We start from the raw sequence: 17299 nt of genomic DNA on the forward strand, positions 1-17299 counted from the left end.
GTGCGCTCAGCGGCCGAGCCAGGACGGCTTGCGTTTCTGCAGGAAGGCCTGCACGCCTTCACGGCCTTCGTCGCTTGCGCGGATGTCGGCGATGCCTTCGACCGTCTTGGCGATCAGCGCGTCGTCGATCTCGCGCCCGTCTACGTCGGCGATCAGCTGCTTGCAGGCGCGCACCGCGGCAGGGCTGGCACCGGTGAGCGCCTTCACGAGCTCGTCGACCTTGGCATCGAGCGCGTCGGCGCCCGCAACCACTTCGTGCACAAAGCCGATGCGATGTGCCTCGGCGGCGGTGAAGCGCTCGGCCGTCAGAAAGTAGCGCTGCGATGCGCGCGTGCCCATGGCGCGCAGCACATACGGGCTGATGGTCGCGGGCACGAGGCCGATCTTCACTTCGCTCAGGCAGTACCAGGCGGTATCCACGCTCACCGCCATATCGCAGGCCGCGACCAGCCCCATGCCGCCCGCATACACATCGCCCTGCACGCGCGCGATGGTGGGCTTGGGGCATTCGGCAATGGTGCGCAGCATGGTGGCCAGCTTGCCCGCGTCGGCGATGTTCTCGTCGCGCGTGTAGTCGGCCATGCGGCGCATCCAGTTGAGATTCGCGCCGGCGCAAAAAGCAGGGCCGTTTGCGCCGAGAACGATGGCCTTGACCTGCGGCTGGGTGCCGGCTTCGGTGAAGGCCTGCGTCAGTTCGGCGATGACGATGTCGTCGAAGGCGTTGCGTGCGTCGGGCTGGTCTAGCCAGATGCGCGCTACTGTGTCCTGGACTTCCAGTTTCAGTTTGGTGAAGGTCATGTCATTCGTCCGTGGTGCTGATGCGTAGTTCGCAGTGCTTTCGGGGCGTGTGCAAAGGCCACCGGGTACTCCCCTCCGCGAATGTCCCCCGGGGCTGCGCCCCTCCTCCTTTATTTCGCTGCGTGGAGCACCCGATGCCCTGTGCACTGGGGCACGCTCGTGGTGCACCGCTGATCAACGACTGCTCCTTACAACGCACCCGCTGGCGGGGTGCCTTGCGCAGCGAAATAAAGGAGGAGGCCGCAGGCCGGGGGACATTCGCGGAGAAAGGTACCCCGTCGGCGGGTGAGCGCCCTGAACGCCCCGAAACGCGACGCCCATACAGCCCAAAAGCAAATAAAGGATGAGCCACGGCTACATCCGGAAAATGCCGAACTTGGGCTCCGGAATCGGAGCATTGCGCGCAGCAGCAAGACCCAAAGCCAGCACCCGCCGCGTATCCGCCGGATCGATGATTCCGTCGTCCCACAGCCGCGCTGTTGCGTAGTACGGATGGCCCTGGTCTTCGTACTGCTGGCGAATCGGCGCCTTGAAGGCTTCTTCCTCTTCCTTGCTCCAGCTGCCGCCCTTCAACTCGATGCCGTCGCGCTTCACCGTGGCCAGCACGCTCGCGGCCTGCTCGCCGCCCATCACGCTGATGCGCGCGTTGGGCCACATCCAGAGAAAGCGCGGGCTGTAGGCACGGCCGCACATGCCGTAGTTGCCGGCGCCAAAGCTGCCGCCGATGATGATGGTGAACTTGGGCACGTTGGCCGTGGCCACCGCCGTCACCATCTTGGCGCCATGGCGCGCAATGCCTTCGTTTTCGTATTTGCGCCCCACCATGAAGCCCGTAATGTTCTGCAGGAACACCAGCGGAATCTTGCGGTGGCAGCACAGCTCGATGAAGTGCGCGCCCTTTTGCGCCGACTCGCTGAACAGGATGCCGTTGTTGGCGATGATGCCCACGGGCATTCCCTCGATCTCCGCAAAGCCGCAGACCAGCGTGGCACCGAAGCGGGCCTTGAACTCGTGGAACTCGCTGCCGTCGACGATGCGCGCGATGATCTCGCGCACGTCGAAGGGCTTGCGCGTGTCGGTCGGAATCACGCCGTAGAGCTCTTCGCGCGGGAACGCGGGTTCGCGCACGGCGGCCTTCTCGGCGCCTTCGGTGGCCGTCTTCGCATTGAGGTTGGCCACCGCCGCGCGCGCAAGCGCCAGCGCGTGCAGATCGTTCTGCGCCAGGTGGTCGACCACGCCCGAGAGCCGCGTGTGCACGTCGCCGCCGCCCAGGTCTTCGGCCGTGACGACCTCGCCCGTGGCCGCCTTCACGAGCGGCGGGCCGCCCAGGAAAATGGTGCCCTGGTTCTTCACGATGATCGATTCGTCGCTCATCGCCGGCACGTACGCGCCGCCCGCCGTGCACGAACCCATGACCACCGCGATCTGCGGAATACCCTGGGCGCTCATGTTGGCCTGGTTGTAGAAGATGCGGCCGAAGTGGTCGCGGTCCGGAAACACCTCGTCCTGGTTCGGCAGGTTGGCGCCGCCCGAGTCGACCAGGTAGATGCAGGGCAGGCGGTTCTGCTCGGCGATTTCCTGGGCACGCAAGTGCTTCTTCACCGTCATCGGGTAGTACGTGCCGCCCTTCACCGTCGCGTCGTTGCACACGATCATGCAGTCGACGCCGTTCACGCGGCCGATGCCTGCGATAAGGCCGGCGCCGGGTGCCGATTCGGCCCCCTTGGCGTCGAGGTACATCGCATGCGCAGCCAACGGCGCAATCTCGAGGAACGGTGTGCCCGGGTCGAGCAGCTCAGCCACGCGGTCGCGCGGCAGCAGCTTGCCGCGCGCCGTGTGCTTGGCGCGCGCGGCCTCGCCGCCGCCCTGCTCCACTTTTGCGAACTGCGCGTGCAGGTCGTCGACCAGTGCGCGCATCGCCGCGGCGTTGGCCTGGAAGTCGGCGGAGCGCGCATTCAATTTCGTTTCGAGTTTGCTCATGCTGTCTTTTCTTGCGTGAGACCGAGCTGCTCGGTCATGGCTTCACGGATCTTGAATTTCTGGATCTTGCCGGTCACCGTCATCGGAAACTCGGTGACGAACTGGATGTATTTCGGCACCTTGTAGTGCGCGATCTGGCCCTTGCAGAAATCGCGGATCTCGGTGTCGGTTGCGCTCTGGCCGGGCTTGACGATGATCCAGGCGCAGAGCTCTTCGCCGTACTTCCTGTCGGGCAGCCCAACCACCTGCACGTCCTGCACCTTCGGGTGGCGGTACAGAAACTCCTCGATCTCGCGCGGGTAGATGTTCTCGCCGCCGCGGATCACCAGGTCCTTGATGCGGCCGACGATGTTGACGTAGCCCTCGGCGTCCATGGTGGCCAGGTCGCCGGTGTGCATCCAGTGCTCGGCGTCGATGGCTTCGCGTGTCTTGGGCTCGTCTTCCCAGTAGCCGTGCATCACCGAGTAGCCGCGCGTGCACAGCTCACCCGACTGGCCGGTCGGCACGATGGCGCCGGTCTCGGGGTCGACGATCTTCACCTCGATGTGCGGCTGCACGGTGCCCACGGTCGACACGCGCTTGTCCAGCGGCGTGTCGGTGCTGCTCTGGCAGCTCACCGGGCTGGTCTCGGTCATGCCGTAGGCAATGGTGATTTCGCTCAGGTGCATTTCGTTCACCACGCGCTTCATCACCTCGATGGGACACGGCGAGCCGGCCATGATGCCGGTGCGCAGCGTGGAAAGGTCGAACTCCTTGAAGCGCGGATGGTCGAGCTCGGCAATGAACATCGTGGGCACGCCGTGCAGCCCGGTGCACTTCTCGGCCTGCACGGTCTCCAGCACCGTGAGCGGATCGAACCCGTCGTTCGGGTACACGATGGCCGAGCCATGCGTGAGGCAGGCCAGGTTGCCGAGCACCATGCCAAAGCAGTGATAGAGCGGCACCGGAATGCACAGCTTGTCGGCGGGCGAGAGCTTCATGCACTCGCCGATGAAAAAGCCGTTGTTCAGGATGTTGCGGTGCGTGAGCGTTGCGCCCTTGGGAAAGCCCGTGGTGCCGCTGGTGAACTGGATGTTGATCGGGTCGGTGGCTTTCAGCGTCTTCTGCACCTGCGCCACGCGCGGGTCGGCTGCATTGCCGCTTGCCAGCAACTTGCTGAAGCGCTGCATGCCGGGCTCTTCCACATCGGCTGCCGCGTTGCCGTCGATCCAGAAGGTGTGCTGCAGCTGCGGCAGGCGCTTGGCGCCCAGTTCGCGCAGCATGCCGAGGTAGTCGCTGGTCTTGAACCGCGCCATGGTCACCAGCACTTTGCAGCCGACCTTGTTGAGCGCGTACTCGAGCTCTGAAGTGCGGTAGGCCGGATTGATGTTGACAAGGATCAGGCCGGCCTTGGCGGTTGCGATCTGCATCAGCACCCAAGGCGCGTTGTTGTGCGACCAGATGCCCACCCGGTCGCCTGCGGCGAGGCCCAGGTTCAGCAGCGCGCTCGCCAGCTTGTTCGATTCAGCCTGCAGTTCGCGGTAGGTGAAGCGCAGGCCTTCGTGGCGGCTGATGAGGGCGTCGCGATCGGGTTGCCTCGCGACCATGCCGTCGAAGAAGTCGCCGATGGTTTGTTCGATGAGGGGGACGTCGGTGGCGCCCTTGCCGTAACTCTCGGTCAGCGCAGCAGTCATGCTCATTGTCCTTCCTTGTCTCCGTTTTGCCTTGCTCCTTCCCCTTCCGGGGGAAGGTTGGGATGGGGGCGAGCGGCGCTTGTTCGGTGCAGTGCTTCATCGAACGCCGCTTGCCCCCACCCCTGCCCTCCCCCAGAGGGGGAGGGAGAAAAACATCCTAGGCCGTTTCCGCGAACAGCTCACGCCCGATCAACATCCTTCGGATCTCGCTCGTCCCCGCGCCAATCTCGTACAGCTTGGCATCGCGCCACAGCCGCTCGACCGGAAACTCCTTGGTGTAGCCCATGCCGCCCAGCGCCTGGATCGCCTCGCCGGCCATCCAGGTCGCCTTTTCGGCCGAATAGAGAATGGCGCCGGCCGCGTCCTTGCGGAAGGTGCGCGCATGGTCGTTGCGGTCGCAGGCCTTGCCCACGGCGTACACATAGGCGCGCGTGGCCTGCCAGGTCGAATACATGTCCGCGAGCTTGCCCTGCATCAGCTGAAACTCGCCGATGCTCTGGCCGAACTGCTTGCGCTCGTGAATGAAGGGCAGCACCGCATCCATGCACGCGGCCATGATGCCCAGCGGGCCGCCCGAGAGCACGGCACGCTCGTAGTCGAGGCCGCTCATCAGCACCTTCGCGCCCATGCCTTCGCCGCCGAGCACGTTCTCTTCCGGCACTTCGCAGTTGTCGAAGAACAGCGGATAGGTGTTGGAGCCGCGCATGCCGAGCTTGTCGAGCTTGCTGCCGGCCGAAAAGCCCGTGAAGCTCTTCTCGACGATGAAGGCCGTCATGCCGCGCGCGCCCATCTCGGGTTCGGTCTTGGCGTAGATCACCAGCGTGTCGGCGTCGCCGCCATTGGTGATCCACATCTTGCCGCCGTTGAGCACGTAGTAGCCGTTCTTCTTCTCGGCCTTGAGCTTCATGCTCACCACGTCGGAGCCGGCGTTGGGCTCGCTCATGGCCAGCGCGCCGACATGCTCGCCGCTCACCAGCTTGGGCAGGTACTTCTTCTTCTGCGCGTCGCTGCCGTTGCGGTGGATCTGGTTCACGCACAGGTTGGAGTGCGCGCCGTACGAGAGGCCTACCGAAGCCGAGGCGCGCGAGACTTCTTCCATGGCCACGATGTGCGCCAGGTAGCCCAGCTCGGTGCCGCCGAATTCTTCCTTCACGGTCATGCCGTGCAGGCCGAGTTCGCCGAGCTTTTGCCACAGGTCGTGCGGAAACAGGTTGTCGCGGTCGATGTCGGCGGCGCGCGGCGCGATTTCGTTCGCGGCAAAGTCCTGGATGGCGCTGCGCAGCGAGTCGATGTCCTCGCCCAGGTCGAAGTTCAGGCCGGGATCGTGCATATGTCTTGTCTCCTCTGAGGGGTCGGCGCGCAGAGCTACCCACGCGGATTGGCGCTTGGAAGAAACACAGCTTACGCCTCGCCGCGCCGCAATTGGCGCCACAATGGTTGCAAATTGCGCCACGCACTGCTCGCCCGACCATGACCTCGCCCGCCTTCCTGAAACCCGCCCGAGCGGTCACGCCCATGGCCTTTGTGAGAGCCATCGTGAAGGGCTATGAGCGCTACGGCATCGACCCGGCGGAGGCCCTGAAAGCGGCACAGATCACGCCGCGCGAACTGGCGCGGCCGGGCGCGCGGGTCACTGCGGCGCAGTTCGAGGCATTGTCGGAACACGCCATGCAGGAGCTGGACGACGAGGCGCTGGGCTGGTTCTCGCGGCGCCTGCCCTGGGGCAGCTACGGCATGCTGTGCCGCGCATCGCTGAGCTCGCCCGACCTGGGCGTGGCCATCAAGCGCTGGTGCCGCCACCACCGGTTGCTGACCGAGGACATCGGTCTTGCGCTCGAGGTGGCGGGTGGCGTGGCCACGCTGCGCATTACCGAGAAGCGCCCGCTCGACGAGGCGTTTCGCGAGTTCTGCCTGGTGACCAGCCTGCGCTTCATGCATGGCTACATGTGCTGGGCCATCGACTCGCGCATTTCGCTGCGCAACGCCACCTTTCCGTTCGCGGCGCCGCCGCACCGAGACGCCTACGCGCCGATGTTCACGCCAGAGGTACGCTTCGAAGCGCCGCAGGCCACCATCAGCTTCGACGAGCGATATCTCGCCCTGCCCCTGCAGCGTGACGAGCGAGCACTGCGCGCCATGCTCAAGCGTGCGCTGCCGCTCACCATCCTTCAGTACCGTCGCGACCGCCTGCTGGGGCAGCGGGTGCGCGAGCTGCTGCGTTCGCGCGCCGGCGAAGCCACCACGGCGGAGGCGCTGGCCACGCTGCTGAACGTATCGGGCCGCACGCTGCACCGGCAACTGCACGAAGAAGGGACATCGCTGCAGGTGCTGAAGAACGAAGTACGCCACGAGATGGCGGTGGAGCAGCTGCGCCGGACCAATCGGCCGATCAAGCAAGTGGCGCTGTCGGTGGGGTTTCGCAACGAGAAGAGTTTTTCGCGTGCGTTCCTGCAGTGGACCGGGCACGCGCCGCGTGACTTTCGGGCGCTGGGGTTGTAGTTTATTTTTGCTGCTGTTCGGGGCGCTGCTGTTCAGGGCTTGTGCAGAGGCCACCGGGTACTCCCCTCCGCGAATGTCCCCCGCCTTCGGCTCCTCCTTTATTTCGCTGCGCGGAGCACCCGATGCCCTGTGCACATGGACGCGCTGCTGGTGTTCCGCTGATCAACGACCACTCTGTGCAACGCACCCGCTGGCGGGGTGCCTTGCGCAGCGAAATAAAGGAGGAGGGGCGCAGCCCCGGGGGACATTCGCGGAGTAAGGTACCCCGTCGGCGGGTGCGCCGCCCCGAAAGAAGCAGTGCTAAAACCGAGCAATCACCCCGGCTGAGCAATCAAAGCCAGCGCATCCGAAATCGACTGGCTGTCTTCCGGACGCACCAGCTTCGCGACTTCCTTGCCATCGCGCATGAACACCAGCGTGGGCCACAGCCGCACGTTGAACGAGCGCCCCAAGGGACGGCCGCTGCCATCCTCTACCTTGATGCGCGGGATGTCCGGATACTTGGCAAAAGCTTCTGCGATATTGGGCTGCGCGGCCTTGCAGATGCCGCACCAGTTAGTACCGAACTCGACCACCGCGGGGCCTTTCAGGGCATCGATTTCGGCGCGGGCCGGTTGCTCGGTCTTGTATTCGGAAGTCATGGCGATCTGGCTCCTTTCTTGGGTTGCTTGGTCCATTGCACCAAAATTTTGCGGGCTTGCTTGCGGCAGGGGCTTGGGTTAGCCGGCTGGTTTTTCAGGCGGGCTGCATGCCATGCGCCGCAAGCAGCGCCGGCAGCTCCCGCATGTCGCTGAACACCTGCAGCGCGCCCACACTGCGCAGCGCCTCGGGTCCGCTATGGCCTGATTCGCCGGTGCTGTAGCCGAACACCGTGGCGCCTGCGGCCACGCCGGCCATGGCGCCTGTGACGGTGTCTTCGACCACCGCGCAGCGCTTCGGATCGACACCCAGAGCCTCGGCGGCGGCAAGGTACACATCGGGGTGCGGCTTGGAGCGCGGCGTCTCGTGGCCGCTGAAGATGCGGCCCTGGAAGCAATCCAGCAGGCCCACCTTCGCCAGTTGAAGCTCGACCTTGTGGCGGTCGGCACCCGAGGCGCACGCGATGCGGCCCTTGAGCCTTGCATGAATTTCGCGGATGGCTGCGGGAGCGTGGGGAATGGCTACCAAGTCCCGTTCGAGGGCTTCGTTGCGGCGGGCCCTGAATGCCCTGAGCCACTCCTCGGTAATCCGGACGCCGGTCTTGGATTCGATGAGGTCCGTTTCGTCCTTCACGGCCTTGCCGGTGAAGGTGTTCATCGACTCTTCGGTGGTCAGATGCCAACCGAGTTCGCCGAGCATTTCGGCAAGCACGCGGTTGGTGATGGGTTCGGAGTCGACGAGAACGCCGTCGCAGTCGAAGAGGACTGCGGCGAAGGGAAATGGGGTCATTGCGCTGAAGGGGTTTCGGGGAGAGCCCCCATGGTAGCAACGACCCCGCGCACGCTCAGGCCACCGGCCGTATGGGGATGTAGATCTCCCCGCCACCCGCCATGAACTCCTTCGACTTTTCCTCCATGCCCTCGGCCATTGCTTCGGCCTCGGCCACGCCTTTCTTGGCGGCGTACTCCCGCACTTCCTGCGTGATCTTCATGGAGCAGAACTTCGGCCCGCACATCGAACAGAAGTGCGCCACCTTGCTCGAATCCTTGGGCAGGGTCTCGTCGTGGAATTCGCGCGCCGTGTCGGGGTCGAGCCCCAGGTTGAACTGGTCCTGCCAGCGGAATTCGAAGCGTGCCTTGCTGAGCGCATCGTCGCGCGAGCGTGCTCCGGGGTGTCCCTTGGCCACGTCCGCCGCATGCGCAGCGATCTTGTAGGCAATGATCCCCTGCTTCACGTCATCGCGGTCGGGCAGGCCCAGGTGCTCCTTCGGCGTCACGTAGCAGAGCATTGCGGTGCCGGCCCAGCCGATCATCGCGGCGCCGATGGCGCTCGCGATATGGTCGTAGCCCGGCGCAATGTCGATGGTCAGCGGCCCGAGCGTGTAGAACGGGGCCTCGTGGCAGTGCTTGATCTGCTCGTCCATGTTGGCCTGGATCATGTGCATCGGCACGTGGCCCGGCCCTTCGATCATGGTCTGCACGTCGTGCTTCCATGCGACTTGCGTCAGCTCGCCCAGCGTGCGCAGCTCGGCAAACTGCGCTTCGTCGTTCGCATCCGCACCCGATCCCGGGCGCAGCCCGTCGCCGAGCGAAAAGCTCACGTCGTACGCCTTCATGATGTCGCAGATGTCCTCGAAGCGCTCGTAGAGAAAACTCTCCTTGTGGTGCGCGATGCACCACTTGGCCATGATCGAGCCGCCGCGCGAGACGATGCCCGTCATGCGGTCGGCCGTCAGGTGGATGAACGGCAGGCGCACGCCGGCGTGGATCGTGAAGTAGTCGATGCCCTGCTCGGCCTGCTCGATCAGCGTGTCGCGGAAGATCTCCCAGGTCAGGTCTTCGGCCACGCCGCCCACCTTCTCCAGCGCCTGGTAGATCGGCACGGTGCCGATGGGCACCGGGCTGTTGCGCACGATCCAGTCGCGCGTGGTGTGGATGTTCTTGCCGGTCGAAAGATCCATCACGTTGTCGGCACCCCAGCGAATCGCCCACACCAGCTTTTCGACTTCTTCCTCGATGCTCGAAGTGACGGCCGAGTTGCCGATGTTGGCGTTGATCTTCACCTTGAAGTTGCGGCCGATGGCCATCGGCTCGACCTCGGGGTGATTGATGTTGGCCGGAATGATTGCGCGGCCGCGTGCCACTTCGTCGCGCACGAACTCGGGCGTGATGATGCGCGGAATGCTCGCGCCCATGGGGTTGCCGGCCACGCGCTTCGCGCGCTCCTCGTTGGCCAAGTACTCGGCCATCCACTCGCGCTTGCCGTTCTCGCGCAGGGCCACGTATTCCATCTCGGGCGTGACGATGCCGCGGCGTGCGTAGTGCATCTGCGTGACATTGGCACCCGACTTCGCGCGGCGCGGCGTGCGCTGCAACGCCGAGGCGCCGGCGCGCAGTTCGGCCAGGCGCTGGGCATCGTGGTCGTGCGCGTGCTTGAGGCCCTCATCGAGCGCCTGGTGCGAGCGGCCTTCGTAGCTTTCGGTGTCGTTGCGCTCGACGATCCAGGCGCCGCGCACGCCGGGCAGGCCCCGACGCACGTCGATCTCGACCTTGGCATCGGTGTACGGCCCCGAGGTGTCGTAGAGCGACACGGTCTCGCCGTTGGTGAGCAGCACGTCGCGCACCGGCACGTTCAGGTCGGGCCGGCTGCCCGGAATCAGGCACTTGTGCGAAGCGGGAAAGGGCTCGCGCGTGAGCGAGAGCAGGGAGGTGAACTTGTCGGGGGCATTCATGCGGGGCACTCCTTGTTGAGGGAAAGGGTGCTCCGCAATCGCTCGGTGGACTTTGGGCCGCCACGGTGGGTAGGTGGCGGGACCGGAGTCAGGGAGTGCAGCTCTTCTTACGCCGGTATGACCCGGATCAAGTTCGCGGGTCGGCAGCTTTGCCATCTCAGCACGCCACATGCGTGCACCCCGGAGCGAGGCCGATTGTGCGAGCCTCGGCCCGCCGAGTCAACCAGGAGTCTGCAAGTCGCCTTCGAGGTAGAACCAGCGATCGCCCTCGCGCACGAAGCGGCTGCGCTCGTGCAGCCGCGTGGCGGTGCCGGTGCTGCTGCGCTGCCGGGCGACGAATTCGACCTCGGCATGGTCGGCGTCGAGCACCGATCGCGAGCGGATGTCGAGCCCCAGCCATTTCACGCCCGGCTCGAACTCGATCGAGGCCGGCCGCTTCGACGGATGCCAGGTGGCGAGCAGGTAAGGCCCCCGCTCCAGCACGAAGGCCGTGTAGCGCGAACGCATCAGCGATTCGGCGTCCGGCGCGGGCATGCCCTCGAAATCTTCGAGGTAGCGGCCGCAGCACAGGGCATAGCCGATGGGCTTGTCTCGACGGTCCGTGCGGCCGCAGGGGCAAGGTCCGGTGGTGGGAACGGTGGCACTCATGAAGACCTCTATTGGAACACCTCGCGGGCCTCCCCTCGATGGGGCAACCCCGGGGCCGCCCCGGAGATCCACCCTTGGCGCGCCGCTTGCTAAACGTTAGCCTTACTTCGGCACACGAAAGAGCGAGGCGGCGATGTACCTGACAGGTTCCGAACAGCAGGCGCTGCGCGGCGTTTTCACGCTGCTGGCGGAAGACCGAGGCGAAGGCGACATTCGCGAGCGCCTTGGCTGGGCGCTGCTCGACCTGCTGCACGCGGACCAGTTCGCCTCTTTCGTGTGGAATGCCGAAAGCGGCCGATTCGACGGCCGCGTGGCGCTGAACATGGACCCCGCCAACCTCGACCGCTACGGTGAATGGCACCAGCACCACGACCCGATCACCTTCGTGCTGCAGTCGCACCGCCGCGCCACCCGCGTGACCGACGTGATGCCGCAGCGCGAACTGATGCGCACGGCGTTCTTTACCGACTTTCTTTCGCGCGACGGACTGCACTGGGGCATGAACCTGCATGCCTTCGAGGGCAGCCGCGCCTTGGGCGACCTGCGCATCTGGCGGCGCAAGGGCCGCGGCGATTTCGGCGACCACGAGAAGGCGCTGCTCGACCTGATCGAGCCCGCGTTCATCGGTGCGCTGCAGCGTGCGCAACGCACGGCGGCTGCCGTGCCGATGCCCGCCGCCGATACGGCGTGGCGCGCATTGAGCACGCGGGAGCAAGAAGTCGCGCGGGCCGTGTGCGAAGGCCTGACCGACAAGGAAATTGCGCGCCGCATGGCGGTGAGCGTGCCGACGGTGCGCACCTACCTGCGGCGCATTTTCGACAAGCTCGGCATCGAGCGCCGGTCGGCGCTGGCCGGTTTGGCTCAGCGCTGATACGGCCGGAGGCGCCCTACTTCGACTTCGGGGCCGGCAGCCGGCCCAGCACGCCTTCGACTGCAAGCCCCACGGCGAGCAGCTTGCGATCGCTGCCGGCGGGTCCGTCGAGTTCCAACCCCACAGGCAGCCCGCTGGTTGCGCCAAGGCCCGAGGGCAGCTGAATGCCCGGAATACCGGCGTTGCTGCCGGGGTCGGTGTTCTGGATCAGCGCGCCGAAGTTCTCGGGGCTGCTGGCCTCGGGCCCGGCGGCCAGCGCCACGCGCGGCACCGTCGGAAACACGAGTGCGTCGAGCCTGTTCTTCGCGAAGGTGTCGCGATAGAGCTTCTGCAATGCGGGCCGCGCGACACGCATCGCGTGGTCGTAGGCCGGCTTCGCGTCGACCACGCCGTTCGGCGCGGGCAGCTTGCGCGGGATCACGAAAGCTTCGAAGGTGCCCTTGACGTCGGGGCTTGCGATGCCGGCCGTCAGTTGCGCGATGTCGATGCCGGTGCGGTACTTCGCGAGGTAGGCCACCATGTCGTCGTGCGCCTCGTAGAGCGCCACCGGAAAGCCGATGGCGCCATTGAGTTCCATGAGCCTGGGCATCTCCACGTCCACCAGCGTGACGCCCGCAGCGCGCAGCTTGGCCAGCGCTGCGTCGGTCGCGGCGCGCGTGTCGGCGTCGAGGTTGGCGTAGAAAGCCGGCACCACGCCGAGCCGCACGCGCTTCAGGTCGGCAGGCTTCAGCGGGGCGCCACCTGCAATCACGCGGTCGAGCAGCGCGACATCGGCCATCGACTGCGCCATCGGTCCGGCGGTGTCGCGGGTGTGCGAGATCGGCGCGATGCCCCGCTGCGAGTAGCGGCCCATGCTGGGACGCAGCGAAGCGCAGCCGTTGAATGCGCACGGAATACGCACCGAGCCGCCCGTGTCGGTGCCCAGGGCCGCGGGCGCCATGCGCGCGCCGAGCGCCGCGCCGTTGCCCGACGACGAACCGCCCGCCACGCGGCTCGCGTCGTAGGCGTTGCGCACCCCCACCTCGGGTCCGCTCTGGAACGCGGGGTTGTAGCCGGTGACCCCAAAGGCCAGCTCGTGCATGTTCGTCTTGCCGAGGATGACGGCCCCCGCCGCCCGAAGCTTGGCCACCACCGGCGCATCGGCGGTGGGCACGAAGCCCTTGAGCGCAGGCGAACCGGCCGTGGCGGGCAGGCCCCGCACCTGGATGTTGTCCTTGATGACCACCGGCAGGCCGGCCAGCGGCTTGCAGGCGCCCCCGCGCTTGCGCAAGGCATCGGCGGCGCGCGCGGCCTTCAGCGCCCCGGCTTCGTCGAGGGTGATGAAGGCGTTGAGGTTCGCCCTCTCCTTGGCCTGCGCGAGGTAGGCCGTCACGAGTTGCTCGCTGGTCAGGGTGCCGGCGCAAAGCTGCTGCACGGCATCGCTCGCGGTCAGCGTGGCAACGTCAGCGGCGGCGGGCTGCGCCAGTGCGGATGCACCGAGGCACAGCAGGGCCACGGCGAGGGAAATGGATTTTAAAAAGGGCATGGCAAGAACCTCCGACGAAGAGGCCGCCATGCTGCGCCGCTGTCACCGTTCTGTCTGTCATCGAAACCGATGACACCGCATGAATGTCTTACTGGAACATCACCCACTCGGGCCGCATGTTGAAGCGCACCGGAAGAATGCTCACGCCCAGACCGCTGGTCACGTACATGCGCTTGTCCTTGTGCGCGATCCAGCCATAGGCCCACTCACGCGGCGCGCGCCCCGGCACCACCAGGGCGCCGTAGCCCGGCACACTGATCTGCCCGCCGTGCGTGTGCGCGGCCACCACCAAGCCTCGAGTGCGCGGCATGGTCGCGAAGCTGAAGGGGTCGTGCATCATGACCAGCGTGGCGGCGCCCTTCGGCACGCCGGCCAACGCCTTGTCCGGCTGCGAGTGGCCCGTCGAGTCGTCGCCGATGCCGACCACCCAGATGTCATGATCCGGCAGGCGTACCGATGCGTTTTCGAGCACGCGGATGCCCTGTGCAGACAAGGCCCGCGCCGTGCGTTCTCCGTCGTGCCACCAGTCGTGGTTGCCGAGCACCGCGTACACGCCCTGCGGCGCTTTCAGGCGGCCCAGCACGGCGGCCATCTCCTCGATGGACAGGTCTTCGTCGCCACCCGAACCCGCAAGAAAGTCGCCGGGCAGCAGGATCACGTCGGGCTGCGCGGCGTTGATCTGGTCGACGATGCGCGCGGCGCGCTCCACGCTGGTAATGCGCCATGCCGAGCGCGTGGTGAGATGCCAATCGCCCGCCATGGCCACCTTGAGTCCGGCGGGCGCCTGCCATTGCGCCGAACTCAGCGGCTCGACGGCTACGGTCCAGGCGGCCAGCGCCAGCAGCAGGACCGCCGCCGCGATCCGGAACACCGGCGGCCGGCGGCGCGTGCCGGAGCTCACGCCAGCGCGCGTTGAATGAGCAGCTTCTGGATGTCGGACGTGCCTTCGTAGATCTGACACACCCGCACGTCGCGGTAGATGCGCTCGAGCGGAAAGTCGTTCACATAGCCGTAGCCGCCCAGCGTCTGGATGGCGGCGCTGCACACACGCTCGGCCATTTCGCTGGCGAACAGCTTGGCCATGGCGGCCTCCTTCAGGCAGGGGCGGCCGGCGTCGCGCAGGCTCGCGGCGTGCCAGATCAATTGGCGGGCGGCTTCGAGCTGCGTGGCGCATTCGGCCAAGCGAAAGCCCACGGCCTGCTGTTCGAAGATCGAACCGCCAAAGGCCTGACGCTCCTTGGCGTAGGCCAGCGCCACGTCGAACGCGCTGCGCGCCATGCCCACGCTCTGCGCCGCAATGCCGATGCGACCACCTTCGAGCGCACCCAGCGCAATCTTGTAGCCCTCGCCCTCCGCACCGATCAGGTTTTCCGCCGGAATGCGGCAGCCGTCGAAATTGATCTGCGCGGTGTCGCTGCTGTGCTGGCCGAGCTTGTCCTCGAGACGCGCGACGCTGTAGCCGGGCGCATCGGTGGGCACGATGAAGGCGCTCATGCCGCGCTTTCCGGCACCCTTGTCGGTCACCGCAATCACGATGGCGACCTGGCCGTTCTTGCCGCTGGTGATGAACTGCTTCACGCCGTCGATCACATAGGTATCGCCATCCTTGCGCGCCGTGGTGCGCAGGCTCGACGCATCGCTGCCGGCCTGCGGTTCGGTCAGGCAAAAGGCACCGAGCATCTGCCCTTGCGCCAACGGTTCGAGCCACTTCTTCTTCTGCTGCGCGTTGCCGTAGCGCATGAGGATGGCGTTGACCGGGCAGTTGGTCACGCTGATGGCCGTGCTGGTGCCGCCGTCGCCGGCCGCAATTTCTTCGAGCACCAGCGCGAGCGTGAGGTAGTCGAGGCCCGCGCCGCCATGCTCTTCCGGCACGCAGATGCCGTAGGCACCCAGCGCCGCAAGGCCCTGGTGCGCTTCCTTCGGAAAGCTGTGCTCGCGGTCCCACTTCGGGGCGTTGGGCCAGAGTTCGGCCTGTGAGAAATCGCGCACCGCGTCGCGGATGGCTTCCTGGTCGGGGGTAAGCAGCATGAGTGTTTCCGAGCTGTTCGGTCGTTGGATTGTTGTCTGATGGCTCTACCGCAGGCTCTTCAACGGCGGCTCTGTCCTTCGATTGGCTGAGCGACTTGTGCTGCGTAGCCAGGCGAAAGACACGGCGGCTGGATCTGCCAATCTCCAGACGCCAAGACCTTCATCACTTCTGTCAGTCGAGTTCGCGAAAAGCGCTCGGCGCGAGCATCCAGGTCGGGGAAAGCCCATCGCATGCTCGAAAGAACGCTGCTGCTTATTTCCAGCGGCGCCATTGCGGCGTTCTTCTCGGTGCGCTGAATTGAAGTGATCGCATCGGGGCGCGCAGCCAGCATTGGGGCCAACTCATCGAGAAAGCCGCCACAACGAATGACCTGCGCCCTGTAGATCATGACGAGGTCCGATTCGACTTGAGGGATAGTGTCGATAGGGATCGCACTCCATTGAACAGAACCGCGAACCTTGTCGAGCAGCAGGGTTCCCAGCACATGAACAGAAATCTCACCGAGTTGCAGATTCGCCTTAGGTTGTTCGGCCAAAGCGCGCGCACATCCGAACGCCATCAGACCTAGTGCGGTGGACAACAACATCAGCCGATCAGTCCAACGGATGGATGCGCGAAGGCGCTTGCTCCTCATCATTCGACAGCCGTTACTTGCCGGCGCCCAAGTCCATGATGAGCCGCGCCGCCATGTACAGGCGCCGTGGAATGGCGCTGATGTCCACGTATTCGGCCTTGTCGCTGTGATAGTCGAAACCCGGCAGGCCCAGGCTTTCGATCACCGGCTTGCCCGAAAGCGCCGCGTAGGCCGCATCGGTGCCGCCGCCGGTGCGTTCTTCAACGCCCAGCGTGCCGCCGGCTTCCTTGTAGAAAGCTACGGCCTTCTCGACCAGCTTCTTGCCGCCCTCGCCTGCATTGAAGGCCGGGCGGCCGCGGGTGACCAGCACCTTGACGTCGGATTCGGGCAGCTTCTTTTGCTGCGCCTTTTCTTCCAGCGTCTTCAAGGCGGCTTCGAAGTCTTCGTTTTGCGCATAACGCACGTCGGCATTCAGCGTGGCGCTGGCGGGGATGATGTTCGACACGCTGCCGGCCTTGGCGATGGTCCAGTTGAAGCGCAGGTGCTTGGCCTTGTCGTCGATGCTCATGGTGCGCAGCACCAGGTCGGACGCCTCCACGAGCGCGTTCACGCCCAGGTCTGGCGCGGCGCCGGCATGCGAGGCCTTGCCGGTGATGTTGACCTGCACGTAGGCAATGCCCGAGGTACCCAGCGAAAGCTTTTCGTCGCCGGCCGAGGTGGGTTCGAACGAAAGCACGTAGTCGGCCTGCTTGGCTTCTTCCTGGATCAGGTCGCGCGAGCCGAAGGAGCCTTTTTCCTCGTCGGTGTTGAAGAGCACGGTGATGGTGCCGTAGTCGCGCACGCCGTAGTCCTTGAGCAGCTTCAGCGTGTGCAGGATGACGGCGTTGCCGCCCTTGTCGTCGGCAATGCCCGGGCCGTAGGCCTTGTTGCCCTCGATGCGGAAAGGCGCCTTCGCGAGCGTGCCCTTGAGGTAGACGGTGTCTATGTGCGACATCAGCAGCAGGTTCTTGCCGCCCCGGCCCTTGATCTTGCCGACGATGTTGTCGCCCACCGCGAGCCCGGCCGACTTGCTGCGCGTGACGGTGAAGCCGAGGTTCTTGAGTTCGGCCTCGAGGTAGTTGCCCGCGGCCGCAATGCCTTCGGCATCGCCGGTGCCGGTTTCGATGTTGACGAGCTGCTCCAGCGTCTTGAGCACCGCGGGCTGCGCATCGGTCGCGGCCTGGAAGAGCACGTTGTCGCGTTTCTGCGCCCAGCCGGCGGCGGGCGCAAGAAAGGCGCCGGCGAGCAAGGCCGTCATGACGGTACGTTGGATGGATGGGCGCATGAAGAACT

The 17299-nt window shown here is 65.8% G+C and carries 15 protein-coding genes and 1 riboswitch; of the genes, 2 read left to right on the forward strand and 13 right to left on the reverse strand.

Translation table 11 applies throughout. From position 1 onward, the window contains the following. Positions 1-6: 6 nt before the first annotated feature. The 4 genes from EJI00_RS14600 to EJI00_RS14615 form a co-directional block, all read right to left on the reverse strand. A complete protein-coding gene (locus EJI00_RS14600; protein ID WP_126748235.1) occupies positions 7-798 on the reverse strand; it encodes an enoyl-CoA hydratase/isomerase family protein in 792 nt (263 codons plus the stop codon). A gap of 354 nt (positions 799-1152) precedes the next feature. Beyond that, positions 1153-2778 carry a carboxyl transferase domain-containing protein gene (locus tag EJI00_RS14605; RefSeq protein ID WP_126748236.1) on the reverse strand — a complete coding sequence of 542 codons (1626 nt, stop codon included), beginning with the start codon at positions 2776-2778 and terminating at the stop codon, positions 1153-1155. Continuing rightward, entirely contained in the window at positions 2775-4457 is a 1683-nt protein-coding gene (locus EJI00_RS14610; protein WP_126748237.1) for an AMP-binding protein, read from the reverse strand. Before EJI00_RS14610 ends, EJI00_RS14605 begins: the two co-directional genes overlap by 4 nt. 151 nt (positions 4458-4608) lie before the next feature. Further along, on the reverse strand, positions 4609-5781 hold the full coding sequence (locus EJI00_RS14615; protein ID WP_126748238.1) for an isovaleryl-CoA dehydrogenase: 1173 nt from the start codon (positions 5779-5781) through the stop codon (positions 4609-4611). A 140-nt stretch (positions 5782-5921) separates the two neighbouring features. Here EJI00_RS14615 and EJI00_RS14620 point away from each other — a divergent pair, with 140 nt between their 5' ends. Then, on the forward strand, positions 5922-6950 hold the full coding sequence (locus EJI00_RS14620; protein WP_126748239.1) for an AraC family transcriptional regulator: 1029 nt from the start codon (positions 5922-5924) through the stop codon (positions 6948-6950). Positions 6951-7264: 314 nt separating this feature from the next. Here the strand turns inward: EJI00_RS14620 and EJI00_RS14625 are convergent, their stop codons facing one another. The 4 genes from EJI00_RS14625 to EJI00_RS14640 all read right to left on the reverse strand — a co-directional run bounded on the left by EJI00_RS14625 (position 7265) and on the right by EJI00_RS14640 (position 10968). Then, positions 7265-7591: a thioredoxin family protein gene (locus EJI00_RS14625; protein ID WP_126748240.1), complete on the reverse strand. Its 327-nt coding sequence runs from the start codon at positions 7589-7591 to the stop codon at positions 7265-7267. Positions 7592-7685: 94 nt separating this feature from the next. Further along, positions 7686-8378: an HAD family hydrolase gene (locus EJI00_RS14630; protein ID WP_126748241.1), complete on the reverse strand. Its 693-nt coding sequence runs from the start codon at positions 8376-8378 to the stop codon at positions 7686-7688. Between the two features lie 55 nt (positions 8379-8433). After that, positions 8434-10320 carry a phosphomethylpyrimidine synthase ThiC gene (gene thiC / locus EJI00_RS14635; RefSeq protein WP_126748242.1) on the reverse strand — a complete coding sequence of 629 codons (1887 nt, stop codon included), beginning with the start codon at positions 10318-10320 and terminating at the stop codon, positions 8434-8436. A gap of 87 nt (positions 10321-10407) precedes the next feature. After that, positions 10408-10513, reverse strand: a riboswitch (TPP riboswitch). Between the two features lie 26 nt (positions 10514-10539). Continuing rightward, a complete protein-coding gene (locus EJI00_RS14640) occupies positions 10540-10968 on the reverse strand; it encodes a YchJ family protein (protein ID WP_126748243.1) in 429 nt (142 codons plus the stop codon). Between the two features lie 133 nt (positions 10969-11101). On the opposite strand from EJI00_RS14640, the gene EJI00_RS14645 reads away from it, so the two are divergent. Then, positions 11102-11839 carry a helix-turn-helix transcriptional regulator gene (locus EJI00_RS14645; RefSeq protein ID WP_126748244.1) on the forward strand — a complete coding sequence of 246 codons (738 nt, stop codon included), beginning with the start codon at positions 11102-11104 and terminating at the stop codon, positions 11837-11839. Between the two features lie 16 nt (positions 11840-11855). Here EJI00_RS14645 and iaaH read toward each other — a convergent pair whose 3' ends face one another. The 5 genes from iaaH to EJI00_RS14670 form a co-directional block, all read right to left on the reverse strand. Continuing rightward, positions 11856-13364 (reverse strand): indoleacetamide hydrolase, encoded by a 1509-nt coding sequence (iaaH, locus tag EJI00_RS14650; protein ID WP_221885042.1) that lies wholly within the window; start codon positions 13362-13364, stop codon positions 11856-11858. Between the two features lie 88 nt (positions 13365-13452). Continuing rightward, a complete protein-coding gene (locus EJI00_RS14655; protein ID WP_126748245.1) occupies positions 13453-14265 on the reverse strand; it encodes a metallophosphoesterase in 813 nt (270 codons plus the stop codon). Then, complete coding sequence (locus tag EJI00_RS14660; protein ID WP_126748246.1) at positions 14262-15392, reverse strand: acyl-CoA dehydrogenase family protein; 1131 nt, start codon at positions 15390-15392, stop codon at positions 14262-14264. Before EJI00_RS14660 ends, EJI00_RS14655 begins: the two co-directional genes overlap by 4 nt. 59 nt (positions 15393-15451) lie before the next feature. Then, entirely contained in the window at positions 15452-15979 is a 528-nt protein-coding gene (locus tag EJI00_RS14665) for a hypothetical protein (RefSeq protein WP_126748247.1), read from the reverse strand. Between the two features lie 61 nt (positions 15980-16040). Continuing rightward, a complete protein-coding gene (locus EJI00_RS14670) occupies positions 16041-17291 on the reverse strand; it encodes a glutamate carboxypeptidase (protein WP_126748248.1) in 1251 nt (416 codons plus the stop codon). Positions 17292-17299: the final 8 nt, after the last annotated feature.

This window comes from Variovorax sp. DXTD-1 (assembly GCF_003984625.1).
In the GTDB taxonomy this organism is placed as follows: domain Bacteria; phylum Pseudomonadota; class Gammaproteobacteria; order Burkholderiales; family Burkholderiaceae_C; genus Variovorax.